The organism is Streptomyces sp. NPDC046379, assembly GCF_055587785.1.
The window spans coordinates 212,631-229,585 of record NZ_JBVJFP010000011.1 but is presented as its reverse complement, the minus strand read 5'-3'; the positions used below and the strand labels follow the sequence as shown (position 1 = coordinate 229,585).

General features: G+C 74.0%; 18 protein-coding genes. 6 read left to right on the top strand and 12 right to left on the bottom strand.

Going from position 1 to position 16,955, the window contains the following annotated elements; translation table 11 throughout:
* The first annotated feature begins 89 nt into the window (after window positions 1-89).
* Complete coding sequence (locus tag ACZ6KF_RS20865) at window positions 90-629, top strand: hypothetical protein (RefSeq protein WP_356635712.1); 540 nt, start codon at window positions 90-92, stop codon at window positions 627-629.
* On the opposite strand, the gene ACZ6KF_RS20860 is transcribed toward ACZ6KF_RS20865, so the two are convergent.
* From ACZ6KF_RS20860 to ACZ6KF_RS20850, 3 genes are all read right to left on the bottom strand, one after another.
* Complete coding sequence (locus ACZ6KF_RS20860) at window positions 620-1,534, bottom strand: SDR family oxidoreductase (protein WP_469157808.1); 915 nt, start codon at window positions 1,532-1,534, stop codon at window positions 620-622. The two genes, ACZ6KF_RS20865 and ACZ6KF_RS20860, sit on opposite strands and share 10 nt — an antisense overlap.
* 120 nt (window positions 1,535-1,654) lie before the next feature.
* Window positions 1,655-2,284, bottom strand: coding sequence for an MBL fold metallo-hydrolase (locus tag ACZ6KF_RS20855; protein WP_469239570.1), 630 nt, complete (start codon window positions 2,282-2,284; stop codon window positions 1,655-1,657).
* Window positions 2,284-3,372 (bottom strand): S-(hydroxymethyl)mycothiol dehydrogenase, encoded by a 1,089-nt coding sequence (locus ACZ6KF_RS20850; protein WP_469239569.1) that lies wholly within the window; start codon window positions 3,370-3,372, stop codon window positions 2,284-2,286. The genes ACZ6KF_RS20855 and ACZ6KF_RS20850 overlap by 1 nt, the downstream gene beginning before the upstream one ends.
* 114 nt (window positions 3,373-3,486) lie before the next feature.
* Between ACZ6KF_RS20850 and ACZ6KF_RS20845 the strand changes: the two genes are divergently transcribed.
* Window positions 3,487-5,241, top strand: coding sequence for an ABC transporter ATP-binding protein (locus tag ACZ6KF_RS20845; RefSeq protein WP_356635720.1), 1,755 nt, complete (start codon window positions 3,487-3,489; stop codon window positions 5,239-5,241).
* A 17-nt stretch (window positions 5,242-5,258) separates the two neighbouring features.
* Here ACZ6KF_RS20845 and ACZ6KF_RS20840 read toward each other — a convergent pair whose 3' ends face one another.
* The 3 genes from ACZ6KF_RS20840 to ACZ6KF_RS20830 all read right to left on the bottom strand — a co-directional run bounded on the left by ACZ6KF_RS20840 (window position 5,259) and on the right by ACZ6KF_RS20830 (window position 6,764).
* A complete protein-coding gene (locus ACZ6KF_RS20840; RefSeq protein ID WP_469239567.1) occupies window positions 5,259-5,516 on the bottom strand; it encodes a hypothetical protein in 258 nt (85 codons plus the stop codon).
* Between the two features lie 239 nt (window positions 5,517-5,755).
* Window positions 5,756-6,061, bottom strand: a complete 306-nt coding sequence (locus tag ACZ6KF_RS20835) for a hypothetical protein (protein ID WP_469239565.1) — start codon at window positions 6,059-6,061, stop codon at window positions 5,756-5,758.
* A 43-nt stretch (window positions 6,062-6,104) separates the two neighbouring features.
* Window positions 6,105-6,764 (bottom strand): TetR/AcrR family transcriptional regulator, encoded by a 660-nt coding sequence (locus ACZ6KF_RS20830; RefSeq protein ID WP_356635724.1) that lies wholly within the window; start codon window positions 6,762-6,764, stop codon window positions 6,105-6,107.
* 151 nt (window positions 6,765-6,915) lie between these two features.
* Between ACZ6KF_RS20830 and ACZ6KF_RS20825 the strand changes: the two genes are divergently transcribed.
* The gene (locus tag ACZ6KF_RS20825; protein WP_469239563.1) at window positions 6,916-8,184 is read left to right on the top strand and encodes a YncE family protein; all 1,269 of its coding nucleotides are present in this window, start codon (window positions 6,916-6,918) and stop codon (window positions 8,182-8,184) included.
* 9 nt (window positions 8,185-8,193) lie between these two features.
* On the opposite strand, the gene ACZ6KF_RS20820 is transcribed toward ACZ6KF_RS20825, so the two are convergent.
* From ACZ6KF_RS20820 to ACZ6KF_RS20800, 5 genes are all read right to left on the bottom strand, one after another.
* Window positions 8,194-8,712, bottom strand: a complete 519-nt coding sequence (locus tag ACZ6KF_RS20820) for a metallophosphoesterase family protein (protein WP_469239561.1) — start codon at window positions 8,710-8,712, stop codon at window positions 8,194-8,196.
* Window positions 8,713-8,738: 26 nt separating this feature from the next.
* The gene (gene rfbB, locus ACZ6KF_RS20815; protein ID WP_469239560.1) at window positions 8,739-9,710 is read right to left on the bottom strand and encodes a dTDP-glucose 4,6-dehydratase; all 972 of its coding nucleotides are present in this window, start codon (window positions 9,708-9,710) and stop codon (window positions 8,739-8,741) included.
* Between the two features lie 89 nt (window positions 9,711-9,799).
* Window positions 9,800-10,120, bottom strand: a complete 321-nt coding sequence (locus tag ACZ6KF_RS20810) for a DUF6479 family protein (RefSeq protein ID WP_356635732.1) — start codon at window positions 10,118-10,120, stop codon at window positions 9,800-9,802.
* A gap of 72 nt (window positions 10,121-10,192) precedes the next feature.
* On the bottom strand, window positions 10,193-10,612 hold the full coding sequence (locus tag ACZ6KF_RS20805; RefSeq protein WP_469157813.1) for a CBS domain-containing protein: 420 nt from the start codon (window positions 10,610-10,612) through the stop codon (window positions 10,193-10,195).
* A gap of 47 nt (window positions 10,613-10,659) precedes the next feature.
* Window positions 10,660-13,134, bottom strand: a complete 2,475-nt coding sequence (locus ACZ6KF_RS20800) for a SpoIIE family protein phosphatase (RefSeq protein ID WP_356635736.1) — start codon at window positions 13,132-13,134, stop codon at window positions 10,660-10,662.
* A gap of 246 nt (window positions 13,135-13,380) precedes the next feature.
* Between ACZ6KF_RS20800 and ACZ6KF_RS20795 the strand changes: the two genes are divergently transcribed.
* Window positions 13,381-15,516, top strand: a complete 2,136-nt coding sequence (locus ACZ6KF_RS20795; protein ID WP_469239558.1) for a SpoIIE family protein phosphatase — start codon at window positions 13,381-13,383, stop codon at window positions 15,514-15,516.
* Window positions 15,517-15,564: 48 nt separating this feature from the next.
* Here the strand turns inward: ACZ6KF_RS20795 and ACZ6KF_RS20790 are convergent, their stop codons facing one another.
* Complete coding sequence (locus ACZ6KF_RS20790) at window positions 15,565-15,729, bottom strand: hypothetical protein (protein ID WP_469174982.1); 165 nt, start codon at window positions 15,727-15,729, stop codon at window positions 15,565-15,567.
* Window positions 15,730-15,882: 153 nt separating this feature from the next.
* Between ACZ6KF_RS20790 and ACZ6KF_RS20785 the strand changes: the two genes are divergently transcribed.
* Window positions 15,883-16,296, top strand: coding sequence for a PaaI family thioesterase (locus ACZ6KF_RS20785; RefSeq protein ID WP_356635742.1), 414 nt, complete (start codon window positions 15,883-15,885; stop codon window positions 16,294-16,296).
* 440 nt (window positions 16,297-16,736) lie between these two features.
* Window positions 16,737-16,952, top strand: coding sequence for a type A2 lantipeptide (locus tag ACZ6KF_RS20780; protein WP_356635744.1), 216 nt, complete (start codon window positions 16,737-16,739; stop codon window positions 16,950-16,952).
* Window positions 16,953-16,955 lie beyond the last annotated feature (3 nt).

Sequence of the window (16,955 nt, the reverse complement as noted above, 5' to 3'; positions counted from 1 at the left end):
GGCCTGTAGGGAAACCGGGTTGTAGGCCAACCTCGACTGCTACCGAACGGTGACATTCGGGGCTGCCGGCGAGGGCTACCGTGGCGATCATGTCCGCGTTCGTACAACAACTGCCCGCGCTCCTCGGTGTCGTGATCGGCGCCCTCGGCTCCTATCTGGTGGTCGTACGGGGCGACCAGGTCCGCTTCCGGCGGGAGCAGGCCGCCCGGTGGGAGGAGCGGCGGCTGTCGGTGTACGCCGAGTACGCGCGAGCGCTGAAGAAGACGGTGACGCTGACCTACCGGGTGGCGTCCCACCTCGGCAACGACCCGCATCCCCATCCCCTCACCGCGCAGCAGGCCGAGCCGCTGTTCGCGGAGGCGACGGTCGGACGGGACCCGTCGGGCGAGGCGCTGATCCTGCTCGGCAGCCCGGAGGTGGTGGAGCGGGCGCGGGAGTGGGTCGTCGTGGTGATGGAGATGGAGCGGTTCCTCCGGGAGGAGAGGCGCGATCCGGCGGCCTGGCGGGCGCTGCTGGAGCGGCAGCGGGCCGCGCGCGAGCGCTACTACGCGGCCGTGCGCGCGGATCTCGCGCTGCCGCCGGGTCACGCGGCGCGTCGGCCGCTGCCGCCCGCGAACGGTCAGCGGTAGCCGGTGGTGTCGGCCGGCCGGCCCGCGTCCTGCACCTCCACCAGATAGCGCCAGGCATCCGGGCGGCTGCCGTCGAGATCGGTGAAGCCGTAGACCCGCGCGAGCCCGCCGCTGGAGAGGGACTGCCCGTTGAAGCGGGCCGCGTCCGGGTCGGCGGCGAGGGCGGCGACGGCCCGGCCGACAAAGCGGGGCGTCTCGGAGATGGCGAAGTGCGGGACGTTCTCGAGGGCGTCGCGCCAGTTCTCCTCGCGCACCCCGTAGTGCTCCAGCATCATCTCGGAGCGCAGCCAGCCCGGGGTGAGGGCGAGGGCGGTGGCGCCGTGCGGGGCGAGTTCATGGCCGAGGGCGAAGGCCATGCGCAGCACGGACGCCTTGGCGAGGTCGTAGAAGAAGTTCACGCGGTAGTGGTCGCGGTTGTACTCGGCGGTGCCGTCCGTCATCTCCACGACCAGCCCGCCGGGCCGGCGCAGCAGCAGCGGCAGGGCGTGGTGGCTGGTGATCGCGTGGGTCTCGACGGCGAGCCGCAGCAGCCGCAGGCCCTTGTCGAGGTCGTGCTCCCAGACGGGCTTGTCCCATTCGAAGAGGGTCTCGCCGCCCCAGATGTCGTTGACCAGGACGTCCAGCCGGCCCTGCTCGCCGGCGATCCGGTCGACCACGTCGCGGACGGCCGCCGGGTCGAGGTGGTCGGCGGGGACGGCGATCCCCCGGCCGCCGGCCGCGGTGACGAGGTCGGCGGTGTCCTCGATCGTCTCCGGGCGGTCGTACTCGGAGCGGCGGGCGCGGGTGCTGCGCCCGGTGACGTAGACGGTGGCCCCGGCCGCCCCGAGTTCCACCGCGATCCCGCGCCCCGCGCCCCTGGTCGCCCCCGCGACCAGCGCCACCTTGCCCCGCAACGGCTCCGACATGTCCGGCCTCCTGTGCTGTTCTCGTGCTCTCGCCTTCGACGTCGTCGAGAGTGACGGGTAAGCCGGACATCCTCTGTCGCCTTTTCCGGGGAGATCACCTCTCTGGGGGATCACCGGCGGTCAGTGGCCGCGGGCGATCCATTCGTCCAGGTGCGGGGCCTCGTCGCCGATCGTGGTCGGGTCGCCGTGGCCGGTGAGAACCTTCGTCCCGGGCGGCAGGGTCAGCAGCCGGTCCCGGATCGAGTCGATGATCGTCGGGAAGTGGGAGTACGACCGCCCCGTCGCCCCCGGACCACCCCGGAACAACGTGTCCCCGGTGAACACCGCGCCCAGGGCCGGGTCGTACAGGCACACCGCCCCCGGCGCGTGACCGGGCGTGTGGATGACCCGCAGATCCGCCCCCGCCGCCTCGATGACCTGGCCGTCGCGCAGGCGGGCGTCGGGGGCGCGGCCGGGATGGGTCTGCCGCCACAGCGGCAGATCGTCCTCATGCAGCCAGATCACCGCGCCGGTACGCTCCGCCAGTTCCGGAGCGGCGTTGACATGGTCGTCGTGGGCATGGGTGCACACGATCGCCGTCAGCCGCCGCTCCCCCACCGCCGCCGCGATCGCGTCCGCGTCATGCGCCGCGTCGATCACCACCACCTCGCGGTCGTCGCCCACGATCCACACATTGTTGTCCACCTCCCACGTCCCGCCGTCCAGACTGAACGTCCCGGAGGTGACGAGGCGTTCGATCCGCGCACGCATCACAGCACCACCACCGAACGCAGCACATCGCCCTCGTGCATCCGCGTGAACGCCTGCTCCACCTCGTCCAGCCCGATCGTCTCCGACACGAACATTCCCAGATCCAGCCGGCCCTGCAGATGCAGATCCACCAGCACCGGGAAGTCCCGCGAAGGCAGACAGTCCCCGTACCAGCTCGACTTCACCGCCCCGCCCCGCCCGAACACGTCCAGCAACGGCAGCTCCACCCGCATCTCCGGCGTCGGCACGCCCACCAGCACCACCGTCCCCGCCAGATCACGCGCATAGAACGCCTGCCGGAACGTCTCCGGACGCCCCACCGCATCGATCACCACATCCGCGCCGAAACCACCCGTCAGCTCGCGGATCGCGTCCACCGCGTCCGTCTCCCGCGAGTTGACCGTGTGCGTGGCACCCGCCCTGCGCGCCGTCTCCAGCTTGCGGTCGTCGATGTCCACCGCGATGATCCGTGCCGCCCCCGCCAGCCGCGACCCCACGATCGCGGCGTCCCCCACACCACCGCACCCGATCACCGCGACCGTGTCACCGCGACCGACGTCGCCGGTGTTGACCGCCGCCCCGATCCCCGCCATCACCCCGCAGCCCAGAAGCCCCGCGACCTCCGCAGCCACCCCCGGATCCACCTTCGTGCACTGCCCCGCCGCCACCAGCGTCTTCTCCGCGAAGGCCCCGATGCCCAGTGCCGGCGACAGCTCCTGCCCCGTGGACGCCAGTGTCATCCGCCGCACCGCGTTGTGCGTGTCGAAGCAGTACCACGGCCGCCCCCGCCGGCACGCCCTGCACCGCCCGCACACCGCACGCCAGTTCAGGATCACGAAATCACCGGGCGCCACCTCCGTGACCCCCTCCCCCACGGCCTCCACGACCCCCGCCGCCTCGTGCCCCAGCAGGAACGGGAAGTCGTCACCGATCCCGCCCTCCCGGTAGTGCAGATCCGTATGGCACACCCCGCACGCCCGCACCCGCACCACCGCCTCCCCCGGCCCCGGATCCGGCACCACAACCGTCTCGACCCGCACCGGCTCGCCCCTCCCCGGAGCGATCACGCCGCGCACTTCCTGCGTCATGCTGCTGGCCCTTTCCCTGTGCCTGGTGTCCGTCTCCACCGACCGTACGCGCACCTGATCGGCAGGCGCACGACGGCGTAGCCTGAACTCCAGTCCGAGCGGCGAAGGAGCAGCGTGAGCAGTGCACAGACGGAGACCGCCCCGCCCACCTGGCGGCTCCTCCTCGGCTATGTACGGCCGCATCGCCGGGCTCTGCTCGCGGGCGCGGTGCTGTCGCTCGTCACCGGGGCGACCGGGCTGCTGCTGCCGCTGGTGGCACGGGAGTTGATCGACGACCTGTCCCACGACCGGCCGATCACGGGCGCGTTGCTGTTCATGTCCGGGCTGGTGGTCGCCAACGCGGCGGTGGGCGCGCTGGGTTCGTACGTGTTGCGGCGCACCGCGGAGTCGGTGGTGCTCGGGGCGCGGCGCGCCCTGTCGTCGTATCTGCTGCGGCTGCGGATATCCGCCGTGGACCGCACCGAGCCGGGCGACCTGATGGCGCGGATCACCTCGGACACCACCCTGTTGCGCGAGGTCACCACCGACTCGCTGGTGGGCCTCGGCACGGGCGGGCTGACGCTGGTGGCGACGGTGGTGATGATGGGACTGGTCGATCCGGTGCTGCTGGCGGTGACGCTGGCGGTGATCGCCGCGGCGGGCACGGTCCTCGGGGTGATCGTGCCGCGCATCAACCGGGCCAGCCGGCAGGCGCAGGACGCGGTCGGTGTGATGGGGGCCTCGCTGGAGCGGGTGCTGGGCGCGCTGCGGACGGTGAAGGCGTCCGGCGCGGAGGCCCGGGAGGAACGGGCGCTGCACACGGCGGCCGAGGAGTCCTGGCGGCAGAGCGTGCGTGCCGCCAAGTGGTCGGCGGCGGCCGGCAACACGGCTGGACTGGCGATGCAGATCGCGTTCATCACGGTCCTCGCGGTGGGCGGGGCGCGGGTGGCGACGGGCGCGGTCGACGTCGGCACGCTGGTGGCGTTCCTGTTGTACGTCTTCTATCTGATGTCGCCGATCCAGCAGGTCGTCGGCGCGATCACGCAGTACCAGACCGGCGCCGCGGCCCTGGCGCGGATCCAGGAGGCGCTGCGGCTGCCCGCGGAGCCCCCGGCCGCCGCGGTCGCGCTGCCGTCGCACGGCGCCGAGCCGGCCTCGGTCGCCTTCCGCGACGTCCGTTTCCGCTACGCCGACGATCTCCCGTACGTGCATCACGGGGTGACCTTCTCGGTGCCCGCGCGGGGGATGACCGCGTTCGTCGGCCCGTCCGGCGCGGGTAAGACGACCGTCTTCTCCCTGATCGAGCGGTTCTACGACCCGGAGGCGGGCGTGATCACGCTGGACGGCCGGGACGTCGCCGAGTGGGAGCAGGCGCGGCTGCGGTCGGTGATCGGCTATGTCGAACAGGACGCGCCGGTCCTTTCGGGCACCCTGCGCGACAACCTGCTGCTGGGCAATCCGGAGGCCGACGAGGGCGCCGTCGCCGAGGTGCTGAAGACGACGCGGCTGGACGGGCTGGTGGAGCGGCTGCCGCAGGGCCTCGACACACTGGTCGGGCACCGGGGCACGAAGCTGTCGGGCGGTGAGCGTCAGCGGGTGGCCATCGCGCGGGCGCTGCTGCGCCGTCCCCGGCTGCTGCTGCTCGACGAGGCCACCTCGCAGCTCGACGCGGTGAACGAGGCGGCGCTGCGGGACACCGTCGCCGAGGTGGCCCGGACGACGACGGTGCTGGTGGTCGCCCACCGGCTGTCCACGGTGACGATGGCCGACCGGATCGTGGTGATGGACGCGGGCCGCGTCCGTGCGGTGGGGACCCACCGCGAACTCGTGGCCGCCGACCCGCTGTACGCGGAGCTGGCGGCCACGCAGTTCCTGGCCACGGCCGGGTAGCCGGCCGGGCGGGTGGTTCAGTGGCCCTGGCCCTGGCCCGGGACCAGGCCGGTGACCGGGGCGGCGGCGCCCGTCACGGGGCTGAGCTGGTCGGACGGCCGGGGGACGTCGTCCTTGTGCTCATCGGGGATTTCACTGACGGCGAGGGAGTCGAGCGCGGTCAGCGGGGCGCTGGTCAGGGCCCCGGTCTCGGCGGCGCCCGCGAGCGGGGCGGCGAGGCCGGTGAACCCGGCGGCGAGACCAACGGCGGCGATGATACGACGTGTTGAGATCATGTCCTGAGCAACGCCGGGCGGCGGCGGACGGACACGGCCACCCGGCGTCCCTCACCCGTCAGGCGGAGCGCACGCCGGGCTTGCCGGGGTCCGTGGGGCGAGGACGCTCGTAGTGAGGCCCTCGCCGGGCCGCGCCCCCTCGCAGGAGGTCGTGACGGGCACTGCGACAGGTCCCGCCTTCGGCACCGACGCGCTGCGGCGGGGCATCGAAGGGCACGACGCGCGACGTTGCCGTCGCTCTACGCCGACGACGCGCGGGCGCGCGTCGTGGACCGGAACACCCGGCCCGGCCGTCCGCGCACGCTGCGGGGCGGGGAGGGGAGGGGATCGCCGAGCTGCCGGATGACGTCCACGCCCGCGAGACGTCGCACACGCTGGAGGACTGCGTCGTCCAGGGCGACCGCGCGGTGTTCCGGCGAGTCCCGCGCGTACCCGGGCGGCGCGCGGGTGCCTGCCGAGTCGATGATCAGGCCGCGCGACGGGAAGATCGCCGAGCAGACGATATCCGGGCCCGGGACGAGTGACGCGGACGACGCGGCATGCACGGCACCGCCGGTCGCCCTCGGGGGGTCCGGGGCCGCCGCCGTCTCAGCCGTCCCCGGGCCATCCGCTGGGCCGCAGGATGCCCAGCAGCTGCCGCACCAGTTCGTCCACCACCTCGTCCAGCGTGGCCGGGACCCAGCCCGCGCTCCAGTCGTGGAGGAGGCCGTTGACGCTGCCGATGAACGCCGTCGCGGCGAGCCGGTAGTCGCGGACGACGGCCTCGCCGCGGTCGGCCGCCGCGGTCGCCTCGGCGCAGATGATGTCGACCCAGCGGGAGCGGCGGGCCAGGCGCTGGCGCTCCAGCCGGGGGCTGACGCCGACGATCTCGACGAAGGTGATGCGGATCCGGCGGGGATCGCCGGTGACGTCGGCGGCGTAGGCGCGGAAGATCCGGGCCGCCCGGTCCTCGACGGGCAGTCCCTCGGCCTCGGCCGCCGCCTTCAGCACGGCCCGCTCGGCCCAGTCGTTGACCTGGAGGTGGAGGGCGGCCAGGACGTCCTCGAGGTTGCGGAACTCCTCGTAGAACTGGCGGGTGGACAGTCCCGCGGCCTCGCTGAGGGCGGCGACGGTGGTGGAGCGGTAGCCGGGCGTGTCGCCGAAGAGCCGGAGTGCCGCGTCCAGGAAGCGCCGGCGGCGCTCCGCCTGCCGTTCCTCGGCCGATCTGCCGCCGTAGCGGCCTTTCGGTCCGCTGAGCCTGCCCGTCAACGTCCCTCCCGTCGGCCGCCGTTGGCCGATTTTGTCGTGCACGCGGTCTTGTGGACAGGACGCCTCTTCCTTACTTTCCAGTAGGAAGACTCTGAACGGCCCCCTTTTCAGATTTCCCCCACTCGGCGTGATCACGCCAGAGGAGACAGTCATGCCTGCCATCCGCACCAGGCACGTGTGCTCCATCGCCGCCGCCCTCGCCCTCACCCTCGCCGCCCCGGCGACCGCCTCCGCCGGCGCCCCCTCCGCACCGGCGGCCGACCGGTCCGCCGCGGCGCTGCGCGAGGTGCTGTTCGTCGGCAACAACTGGGACGGCACCGCCGACGTCATCGAGTCGTCCGGCGACTTCTCCCGGATCGGCCGGGTCGATGTGATCCCCGACAAGGAACAGCGGCTGGCGGAGATCAAGGCCGACCCGATCCGCTGGATCTACTACACCGCGATCCGCAACGGCGTCGGCGAGGGCCACGACCAGTACGTGGACGACATGTACGCCACCCCGGACGGCACCGCGATGGTCGTCTCCCGCCCGAGCTTCGCCGACGTCGTCTCCATCGACCTGGCCACCGGGGCCGTCAACTGGCGATTCCCGGTGTCGGGTTACCGCTCCGACCACATGGCCGTCTCCCCCGACGGCACCCGCGTCGCCGTCTCGGCCTCCACCTCCAACACGGTGCATGTCCTGGACATCGTCACCGGCCGGCAGCTCGGCTCGTTCGCCACCGGCGACAAACCGCACGAGAACGTCTTCAGCCGGGACGGCCGGTACCTGTGGAACATGTCGATCGGCGAGGTCAACACCTCTCTGGACGCGCCCTGGCTCGACTGGACGAAGGGCGACCGGCGCATCACGGTCGTGGACACCACGACGTTCCGGCAGGTCAAGGTGATCGACATGCGGCAACGGCTGGACGCCGCGGGCCTCGGCGCCTACTCGGACGCCGTCCGCCCCGCCGCCTTCAGTCCCGACGAGAGCAAGCTGTACTTCCAGGTGTCGTTCTTCCACGGCTTCTTCGAGTACGACGTCGCCACCGACCGGATCACCCGCACCAAGACGCTGCCGAAGAACCCCACGACCAGCGAGGACCGCACCACCTGGATCAACGACTCGCGCCACCACGGCATCACCATGAAGCCGGACGGCACCAAGCTGTGCGTCGCGGGCACGATGGACGACTACGCCACCGTGGTCGACCGCACCACCCTCCAGGAGGGCCCGCTGGTCACCGTCTCGAAGCCCTACTGGGCGACCGTCAGCGGCGACGGCAGGGCGTGCGTGGTCTCCGAGAGCGGCGCCGACCAGGTCACCGCGATCGACTTCGCGACCGGCCGCAAGACGGTTTCGGTCCCGGTCGGCGACCACCCCCAGCGGGTGCGCCTGGCCCGCGTCCCCGCCGACTGGAGCGGCCCGCGCCCCTGAACCGCCCGCTCAGCCCGCCCCGCCGGGCCGGCGGGGCGGCAGGCGGTGCAGGGTGACGTCGGTGAGCCGGCCGTCCGCCACGGTCGCGGTCATGTAGGTGCAGTACGGCTGACGGCGGCGGTCGGTGGGCGAGCCCGGGTTGAGCAGCCGCAGGCCCGTCGGGGCGGTGGTGTCCCAGGGGATGTGGCTGTGCCCGAAGACCAGGATGTCCAGCTCGGGGAAGCGGGCGGCGCAGCGGGCCTCGCGCCCCTGGGCGGCGCCGGTCTCGTGGACGGCGCCGAACCGCAGCCCGCCGAGTTCGGCGTAGGCCACCTCGGGCAGCCGGGCACGCAGTTCGGGACCGTCGTTGTTGCCGTAGACCCCGACGAGCCGGCGGCTGCGGCTCTCCAGCAGGTCGAGGGTGGCGGCGTCCACCCAGTCCCCGGCGTGGAACACCACGTCGGCGTCGGGGAGTTCGGCGAGCAGCCGGTCCGGGAGGGCCTTGGCGCGCTTGGGCAGATGGGTGTCGGACATCAGAAGCAGACGCACGCCCCCACCCTAGGACGGCCACCGGCTCAGGGCCGCCCGCTCCCGGTGCGGGCCAGGAGCGGCTCCCACCAGGCGCGGTGGTCCCGGTACCAGGCGACGGTCTCGGCGAGGCCGGTGGCGAGGTCGCGGCGGGGGCGGTAGCCCAGTTCGGTGCGGGCCTTGGTCCAGTCGACGCAGTACCGGTGGTCGTGGCCCTTGCGGTCCTCGACGTGCTCGACCCTGTCCCAGCCGGCTCCGCAGGCGTCGAGCAGCAGCGCGGTCAGTTCCCTGTTGGTCAGCTCCGTGCCCCCGCCGACGTTGTAGATCTCGCCGGGACGGCCCTTGGCGCGCACGAGCTCCACGGCCCGGCAGTGGTCCTCGACGTGCAGCCAGTCGCGCACGTTCAGCCCGTCCCCGTACAGCGGGACCCGGCAGCCGCCGAGGAGGCGGGTGACGAACAGCGGGACGATCTTCTCGGGGAACTGGCGGGGGCCGTAGTTGTTGGAGCAGCGGGTGACGCGGACGTCGAGTCCGTGGGTGCGGTGGTAGGACAGGGCGAGCAGGTCGGCGGAGGCCTTGGACGCGGCATAGGGGGAGCTGGGGCGCAGCGGGTGGTCCTCGGGCCAGGAGCCGGACGTGATGGAGCCGTAGACCTCGTCGGTCGAGATGTGCACGAAGGGGGCCGTGCCGTGGCGGAGGGCGGCGTCCAGCAGCGTCTGGGTGCCGAGCACGTTGGTGCGGACGAACGCGCCCGCGCCCTGGATCGAGCGGTCGACGTGCGACTCGGCCGCGAAGTGCACGATCTGGTCGGCGCGGGCCGTCAGCCGGTCGACGAGGGCGGCGTCGCAGATGTCGCCGTGCACGAACTCCAGCAGCGGATGGCGCGCGGGCAGGTTGTCGCGGAAACCGGCGTAGGTGAGCTTGTCCAGCACGGTGACACGGGCCGTGCCGGCGTCGAGCAGGGAGCGGACGTACGCAGAACCGATGAAGCCGGCGGCCCCGGTGACCAGGAGGTTCATGAGGGGATTCATACCCTGCCCTGGTCACCGGGGCCGCAACCGGGTTCGTCACGGTGGTTCGCGCCGCTGCCGGCGGCCCGTCCGTGCGGCTAGGCGCTCCAGCGCGGGCGGTCCTGGTCGTCGCGCCGGGTTCCGCCGGAGGTCAGGTCGTGCGGGCCGAGGCGGCGGCCGTCGGGCGCCGGCCGGACCTCGTCCGGTTCGCGCTGCTCGTACACCTCGTGGACCGCGCCGGTGGGCGGCAGCTTCGGCTGCTCCTCGGGGCGCGGACGGCGGGGCTCGCGTCGGCGCGTCTTGATGCCGAGCAGGACGGCCCAGATCAGGGCCGCGGTGATGACGACGCCGCCGATGAGGATGGCGGCCGCGCCGAAGGCGAAGTCGGATGCGGCAAGCTCGTGAGCGCTCGTGTTCATTCCCCACGGGTACCCGCAGTCGACGGGTCGATGACCGGCGTCGGCGCCGGGATCGCCCGGGGGCCGGGGCGGTCAGGTGTTGGGGCGGGCCGCGCTGATGTCGCCGAGCGCCGAGTCCGGGTCGCGCTCCATCGCCAGGTCGCCGAGGGAGACGATGCCGACGGGGCGGCCGTCCTCCACGACGGGGACCCGGCGCACCGCGTGCTCGCGCATCGTGCCCACGGCCCGGTCCAGCGCGTCGTCCGGCCGGACGGTCACCAGGTCGTCGCTGCACGCGCGGGCCACGGTGGTCCGTTCCGGGTCGGCGCCCTCGGCGAGGACCCGCACCACGAGGTCGCGGTCGGTGACCAGGCCGCGCAGCCGCTCGCCGTCCGTCACCAGCACGGCGCCGAGGTCCTGGTCGCGCATGACGCGGGCGACGGCGGCGACGGACGCCCGGGGCTCGACGGTCACCGGAGCCGAGGTCATGATGTCGCGGACGTACTGGGCCATGGCGGGCACCTCCCGGTCGTCGGCGGTCCGTGCGGCCCGGGTACCCCTCAGTGTCCCGGGTCGTCACCGCCCCAGCAGATCTCGCTCCACACCTGCTTCCCGCCGCTGACCGGCACCGCCCCCCAGGCCGCCGACACGGCCTCCACCAGGAGCAGACCGCGCCCGCCCGTGGCCTCCCAGCCGATGTTGGTCGGCTTCACCGGCGTGCGCGGCGAGGAGTCGGCGACGGCGACGCGCAGCCGCTCCCCCACCAGCGTCAGGTCGAGGCGGATCTGGCCGCCCGTGTGGACCAGCGCGTTGGTGACCAGTTCGGAGACGACCAGCAGGGCGGCGTCCGTCTCGTCCTCGGGCACGCTCCAGGCCCGCAGGGAGCGCCGGGCGAAGCGGCGGGCGTGCCGTACGGCCTCCGGCACCCGCCAGACCGTCCAGCTCTCCCGGCGCGGGCGTACGGCCATCCCGTCGTAGCGCATCAGCAGCAGGGCGACGTCGTCGTCGCGCTGGGCGTTGCCGAGCAGGGCGTCGGCGACCAGGCCGAGGTGCGTGGGGTCGGAGACGGCCAGCTCGTGGGCGAAGCGGGCCATGCCCTCGTCGATGTCGGAGCGCGGCGACTCGACCAGGCCGTCGGTGGTGAGGGCGATCAGCGTGCCGGGCTGCAGCCGCAGCGGGCTCATCGGGAAGTCGGCCCGGTCGGCGACGCCCAGCGGCGGGCCGCCCTCGGCCTCGGCGATGTGCGTACCGCCGTCCGGGTGACGCAGCACCGGCGGCAGGTGCCCGGCGCGCACGCACCAGGCCGACCCCTCCTCCATGTCGACGTCGACGTAGGCGCAGGTGGCGAAGAGGTCGGTCTCCATGTCGACGAGGAGCCGGTTGGCGTGGGAGACGACCACGTCGGGCGGGTGGCCCTCGACGGCGTAGGCGCGCAGGGCGGTGCGCATCTGGCCCATGAGGGTGGCGGCGCCCGCGCTGTGGCCCTGGACGTCGCCGATGACGAGCGCGACGTGGTTGTCGGGCAGCGGGATGACGTCGTACCAGTCGCCGCCGACCTCCAGGCCGGCGGTGGCGGGCAGGTAGCGGGCGACGGCGACCGCGCCGGGGAGCCTGGGCAGGCGGCGGGGCAGGAGCTGCCGCTGGAGCATGCCGACGAGTTCGTGCTCGGCGTCGAAGGCGTGGGCGCGCATCAGGGCCTGTCCGGCGAGGCCGGCGGAGGCGGTGAGCAGGGCGCGTTCGTCGGGGCCGAACTCGTGCGGGCGGTCCCAGCCGATCAGGCAGGCGCCGGCCATGCGGTCGCCGGCGGGCAGCGGCAGCACGGCGAGCCCGCCGGGGCCGACCTCGGCGAGCGCCGGCTCCAGGACGGTGCCGGCCGGCCAGATCTGGGCGCGGCCCTCGCGCAGGGCGGTGGCGAGGGTGGGCATGTCGCGCACCGGGGCGTCGGGCCACTCGGTGCGCCATTCCAGGCGCCACACGTCGGGCCATGCCTCGGGTTCGGGCGGGTCGAGGACGGTGACGACGAGCCGGTCGTGTTCCAGTTCGGCCAGGGCGATGCGGTCGGCGTGCAGCGGGCGGCGCAGGGCGGTCACGACGGCCTGGCTGACGTCGCGGACGGTGCCGGCGGTGGCCAGGGCGGCGGCCAGGCGCTGGACGCGGGCGACGTCGGTGACGCCGGAGCGGAGCTTGGCGGCGTCGTCGACGGTGCCGACGAGGCGGGCCGGGCGGCCCTCGCCGCCGGGCAGCAGCCGCCCGCGCAGCCGCAGCCAGGCGGGCCGGCCGCCGGGCTGGAGCACGCGGAACTCCAGCTCGCGCTCGCCGATGGTCATGTGGTCGGCCTCGACCACGGACATCAGGGCGGGCACGTCCTCGGGAACGGTGTGGCCGAGCAGCGTCTCGACCTTGCCGTCGAACTCGGTCCGGGTGAGCCCGAACAGCTCCAGGATGCGGTCGCCGACCTCCACCCGGCCGCTGTCCATGGCGAGGCTGAACGCGTCCGGCGGCAGCTCGCCGCCCTCGGCGCGGGCCACGGGGACGGGCAGGCCCACGGCGTCGGCGATCAGCTCCAGGCACTTGCGGTCCTCCGGGTCGAATCCGTCGGCGCGTTCGCTCACCGCGACCAGGCAGCCGCCGCCGTCGCCGGGGTGTGCGGGCAGCGCCGCCAGCGAGAAGCCCCGCGAGCCGGTCCGCCGGGACTCGGCGCGGTCGGCCAGCTCGCCGGGGCCCAGCCACACCGGTCGCCCGGTGCGGTAGGCGTCCGCGAGGGGGGATCCGCCGGGCAGCTCGTAGCCGTCGCGCAGCCCGTACAGGGTGCGGGGCACCCCGACGGACTCCGCGAGGCAGAGCAGGTCGCCGCCGTCGCCGCCCGGGGTGTACACCCCGGCGAAGGTGGCGCCCGCGAAGACGAGCGCGAGCTCGAGGACGCGCCTGGGCCGGACGGGTGAGTCGGGATCGGCCATGAGCGTGTGCAGGGCGTCCTCGGCACGCAGCACCCTGGTTCCGCGTTCCGCAGCGCCGTCACTGACCACGTCCGTCATTACAGCGCGTATGCCACGAACGCGCAGCCCCTGTGCGCGTCCGGCGCACCGACGCGGCGACTCCGGGCGGCGGACGGGGCCGGGTCCCGCGCCCTGCGCGCCGCGCGCAGGGCGCGCTCCGCGCGTGGCCGGGACACGTGACCGGCGCGGAGCGGGCCGCCGCGCGCCGCGCTCGCCGTGCGCGCCGGGGCGCGGGGAGGGAGATTTGGGGCTGGGGACGTTGCGCGGCGGCGAGGAGGTGGCGGCATGTCCGATGGGCGAACGGCCGTGGGGCGGACCGCACCGGCCGGGAGCCCGCTGCTGTCGCTGGCGCTGGCCACGATGATGGACGGCGTCGACGCCCACTCCGGCGCGGTCTACCTGCTCTCCCCGGACGAGCCCGTGCTGGAGATGGCGATGATGGCGGGGCTGCCGAGGGCGTTCGCCGCGCCCTGGGAGCGCGTCGGCCTGAACGCCCGCCTCCCGGTCGCCGACGCGGCGCGCGAGCGGCGGCTGGTGTGGGTCGGCGGCGAGGAGGACATGGCCCGCCGCTACCCCCGCGTCGCGGTCGTCCTGCCCTATCCCTTCGCCCTGGCCGCCCTGCCGGTCGCCACCTCGACGACGGTCCACGGGGCCGTCTTCGTCACCTGGCCGGGCTCCCACCCCCAGGAGCTGACCGACCGGGAGCGCGAGCACCTCACCGCGGCCTGCGAGCGGCTCGCCGTACGCCTGGAACGGGCCGCCGGGCAGAGCCGCCCGGTGATGCCGGAGCCCGACCTGCTGGCCGCGGCGCCGTCCGGCCCCCTCGCCGGCGCCCTCGGCACGGTCGAGGCCGCGCAAATGGTGGCGCGGCTGCCGTACGGGCTGTGCTCGCTCGACCTGCACGGACGGGTGGCGTACGCGAACACGGCGGCGGCCGAGCTGATCGACGTGCCCGTCTCCCGCATGCTCGGCACCCAGCTGTGGGCCGTGGCGCCCTGGCTCAACGACCCGGCCTACGAGGACCGCTACCGGGCCGCCCTGTTCAGTCAGCAGCCCACCTCGTTCGTGGCGCTGCGCCCGCCGGGCGAGTGGCTGTCGTTCCGGCTGTACCCCAGCACGACGGGCCTGACCGTCCGCGTGACCCGGGCGAAGGCCGTGTCCGACATGAACCGGGCCCGGCCCCCCGCCGACGACGCGCCCTCCCGCCTGGTCACGATCTCGCAGGTGCTCAGCCTGGCCAGTTCCCTGACCGAGGCGGCGGGCGTGGACGACGTCGTCCAGCTGGTCGCCGAGGAGATCACCCCGGCGATCGGCGGCCGGGCCCTGGTGATCCTCGGCTCCCGGGCCGGCCGGCTGCACGTGCTCGGCCACCGCGGCTATCCCGACCCGCGCGTCGTGGAACGCTTCGACGGTGTGCCCATGAGCGCGCCGACGCCCGGGGTGCACGTCCTCAACAGCGGCGTCCCCGCGTTCTTCGAGTCGCGCGAGGAACTGGAGCGGCTGTACCCGCTGCGCCACGCCACTCCGGACGGCTTCGCCGCCTGGGCGTATCTGCCGCTGATCGCCTCCGGCCGCCCGGTGGGCACCTGCGTGTTCGCCTACGCCGAACCGCACCCGTTCCCCGCGGACGAGCGCGCGGTGCTCACCAGCCTCGGCGGGCTGATCGCCCTCGCCCTGGAACGCGCGCTGCTCTACGACGCCAAGCACCGGCTGGCACACGGCCTCCAGGCCGCCCTGCTGCCGCCGTCACTGCCGCCCCTGCCCGGCATCGGCGCTGCCGCCCGCTATCTGGCGGGCACCCGGGGCATGGACATCGGCGGCGACTTCTACGACGTCCTGCCGGTCGGCGGAGGACTCGCGGCGGCGGTGATCGGGGACGTGCAGGGGCACAATGTGACCGCGGCCGGGCTGATGGGCCAGATCCGTACCGCCGTACGGGCGTACACGACCGTCGGCCAGGCCCCGGAGGAGGTCATGCGCAGCACCAACCGGCTGCTGATCGACCTCGGTTCCGACCTGTTCGCCAGCTGTCTGTACCTGCGGCTGGACCCCGCGTGCGGGCGGGTCGTGATGGCCCGCGCCGGTCATCCGCCCCCGCTGCTGCGCCGGCCGGACGGGGGGGTGCGGGTGCTCGACCTGGCCGGCGGCCCGCTGCTCGGCATCGACGGCGACGCGAGCTATCCGACGACCGAGGTGGATCTGCCGCCCGGTTCCGTGCTCGCCCTCTACACCGACGGGCTGGTGGAGGCGCCCGGCGTCGACATCGAGGACGCGCTCGCCGATCTGGGGCGGCGGCTGGCGCAGGCCGGGGACCTGCCGCTGGACGAGCTGGCCGACGTGCTGGTGGGGCGGGAGGCGGGTGCGCCGGAACGGATCGACGACGTGGCGCTGCTGCTGTTGCGGGCGGGGCCGGGCGGTTGAGCCATGCGGCGGACCCCGGCGGCTCAGCCGCCCGCACGGTCCGCTCGGTCACGCGGGCCGGGCCGGGGCCGCCCGGGTCCTGGGCGCTGCCGTGTCCCGGGCGCCGTCCTGGGACGCGCCGGCGCTCGGCGGCAGGAGGGCCGCCGCCCCGAGCGTCGCCACGCCGCCCACCGTGATCGCGGCCCTGTGCCGGGGTATTCGATGGTGACTCACGACTCTTCGACCTCCTGTTGGGGGCGCCTGGATGGCCACTGGTACGCGGGAGGCCGCCTGGGCGTTCAACTGCGCTGCCGCAGGGGCCGGTTCGCGTCACCGGATCGGCCCATCGGCCGCGCGCGGGGGCGTCCGGCCGGGAACAATCCCCCCATGACGATGACCACCGCCGAGGCGGACCGCATTCTCACCGACAACTTCGCCCCCTGGGTCCTCGATCTGGGCCTGTCGGTCGTGGAGTTGGGCGATCACCGGGCGGTGCTGCGGCTGCCCTGGTCGGCGCGGCTGGCCCGGGAGGGCGGCGGGCTGTCCGGGCAGGCCCTGATGGCCGCCGCCGACACCGCGACCGTGATCGCCGTCTCCGCGGCGCGCGGCGCCTACGGTCCGATGACGACGGTCCAGCAGTCGACGTCCTTCCAGCGCCCGGTGACGGACTGCGACGTCCTCGTCGAGGCGGTCCTGACCAAGCTGGGGCGGCGGACGGCGTTCGCGGAGATCGCGCTGACGGCCGAGGCGACGGGCGCACTGGCGGCCCGCGCCACCACCGTCTACGCCCTGCTCGGCTGACACGCTCCGCGATCGCCCCCTGACCCTGTGGTGTCCATCCGGAACGGAATCCCCGCTTCAGCGAATCTGCACATCCCGTGCCCAACCAAGTCACCGGCGCGCGAGGACCTTTACCGGCGTTCCGTCCGGGTCGCGCCGTTGTGGGCCGAGTGCCGGGTTCGCCGCAGGGCCGGCGCGTGAGGAGTCCGCGACGATGCCGGGCACGGTGTGAAGAAGTCACCGACAAGCCGTGCCCGGCCCTGCACCAGTGCCCCAAGCCGGACCGCAACAGCCCTGGTGGGAGCGGTGATCGAGTGGAAGGGCCCGGTCGGCGCGTGCTTTGATCCATCGCACCGCGCAGCCGCAGGGCGCCCCGGCCGCCGCGGTCCGCGGCCGTCCCGTCCGTCGCCGGACGAGGCCGCTCCCCCTTGAAGAGCATTCATACGAAGGGAAGTTCCACCATGAACTCCACCCCCCAGGTCGAGACCGCCGAGATCTCCGACGCCGACCTCGACGCCGTCTCCGGCGGTCTGCACGTGAACGCCGTCGGCACCGTCACCGGCCTGGTGGACGGCATCGCCCCGGTCTCCGGCGTGCTGAACACCGCCGTCGGCACCGTCGAGGGCGTCACCGGCCTGAACACCGCGCCGATCACCGGCCTGGTCGCCGGTCTCTGACCC

Bases quoted from the DNA above. Each gene is read 5' to 3' on its own strand.
- ACZ6KF_RS20865 (WP_356635712.1), top strand. From the start codon at position 90: ATGTCCGCGTTCGTACAACAACTGCCCGCGCTCCTCGGTGTCGTGATC.
- ACZ6KF_RS20860 (WP_469157808.1), bottom strand. From the start codon at position 1,534: ATGTCGGAGCCGTTGCGGGGCAAGGTGGCGCTGGTCGCGGGGGCGACC.
- ACZ6KF_RS20855 (WP_469239570.1), bottom strand. From the start codon at position 2,284: ATGCGTGCGCGGATCGAACGCCTCGTCACCTCCGGGACGTTCAGTCTG.
- ACZ6KF_RS20850 (WP_469239569.1), bottom strand. From the start codon at position 3,372: ATGACGCAGGAAGTGCGCGGCGTGATCGCTCCGGGGAGGGGCGAGCCG.
- ACZ6KF_RS20840 (WP_469239567.1), bottom strand. From the start codon at position 5,516: ATGATCTCAACACGTCGTATCATCGCCGCCGTTGGTCTCGCCGCCGGG.
- ACZ6KF_RS20825 (WP_469239563.1), top strand. From the start codon at position 6,916: ATGCCTGCCATCCGCACCAGGCACGTGTGCTCCATCGCCGCCGCCCTC.
- rfbB (WP_469239560.1), bottom strand. From the start codon at position 9,710: ATGAACCTCCTGGTCACCGGGGCCGCCGGCTTCATCGGTTCTGCGTAC.
- ACZ6KF_RS20810 (WP_356635732.1), bottom strand. From the start codon at position 10,120: ATGAACACGAGCGCTCACGAGCTTGCCGCATCCGACTTCGCCTTCGGC.
- ACZ6KF_RS20805 (WP_469157813.1), bottom strand. From the start codon at position 10,612: ATGGCCCAGTACGTCCGCGACATCATGACCTCGGCTCCGGTGACCGTC.
- ACZ6KF_RS20800 (WP_356635736.1), bottom strand. From the start codon at position 13,134: ATGACGGACGTGGTCAGTGACGGCGCTGCGGAACGCGGAACCAGGGTG.
- ACZ6KF_RS20795 (WP_469239558.1), top strand. From the start codon at position 13,381: ATGTCCGATGGGCGAACGGCCGTGGGGCGGACCGCACCGGCCGGGAGC.
- ACZ6KF_RS20785 (WP_356635742.1), top strand. From the start codon at position 15,883: ATGACGATGACCACCGCCGAGGCGGACCGCATTCTCACCGACAACTTC.
- ACZ6KF_RS20780 (WP_356635744.1), top strand. From the start codon at position 16,737: ATGAACTCCACCCCCCAGGTCGAGACCGCCGAGATCTCCGACGCCGAC.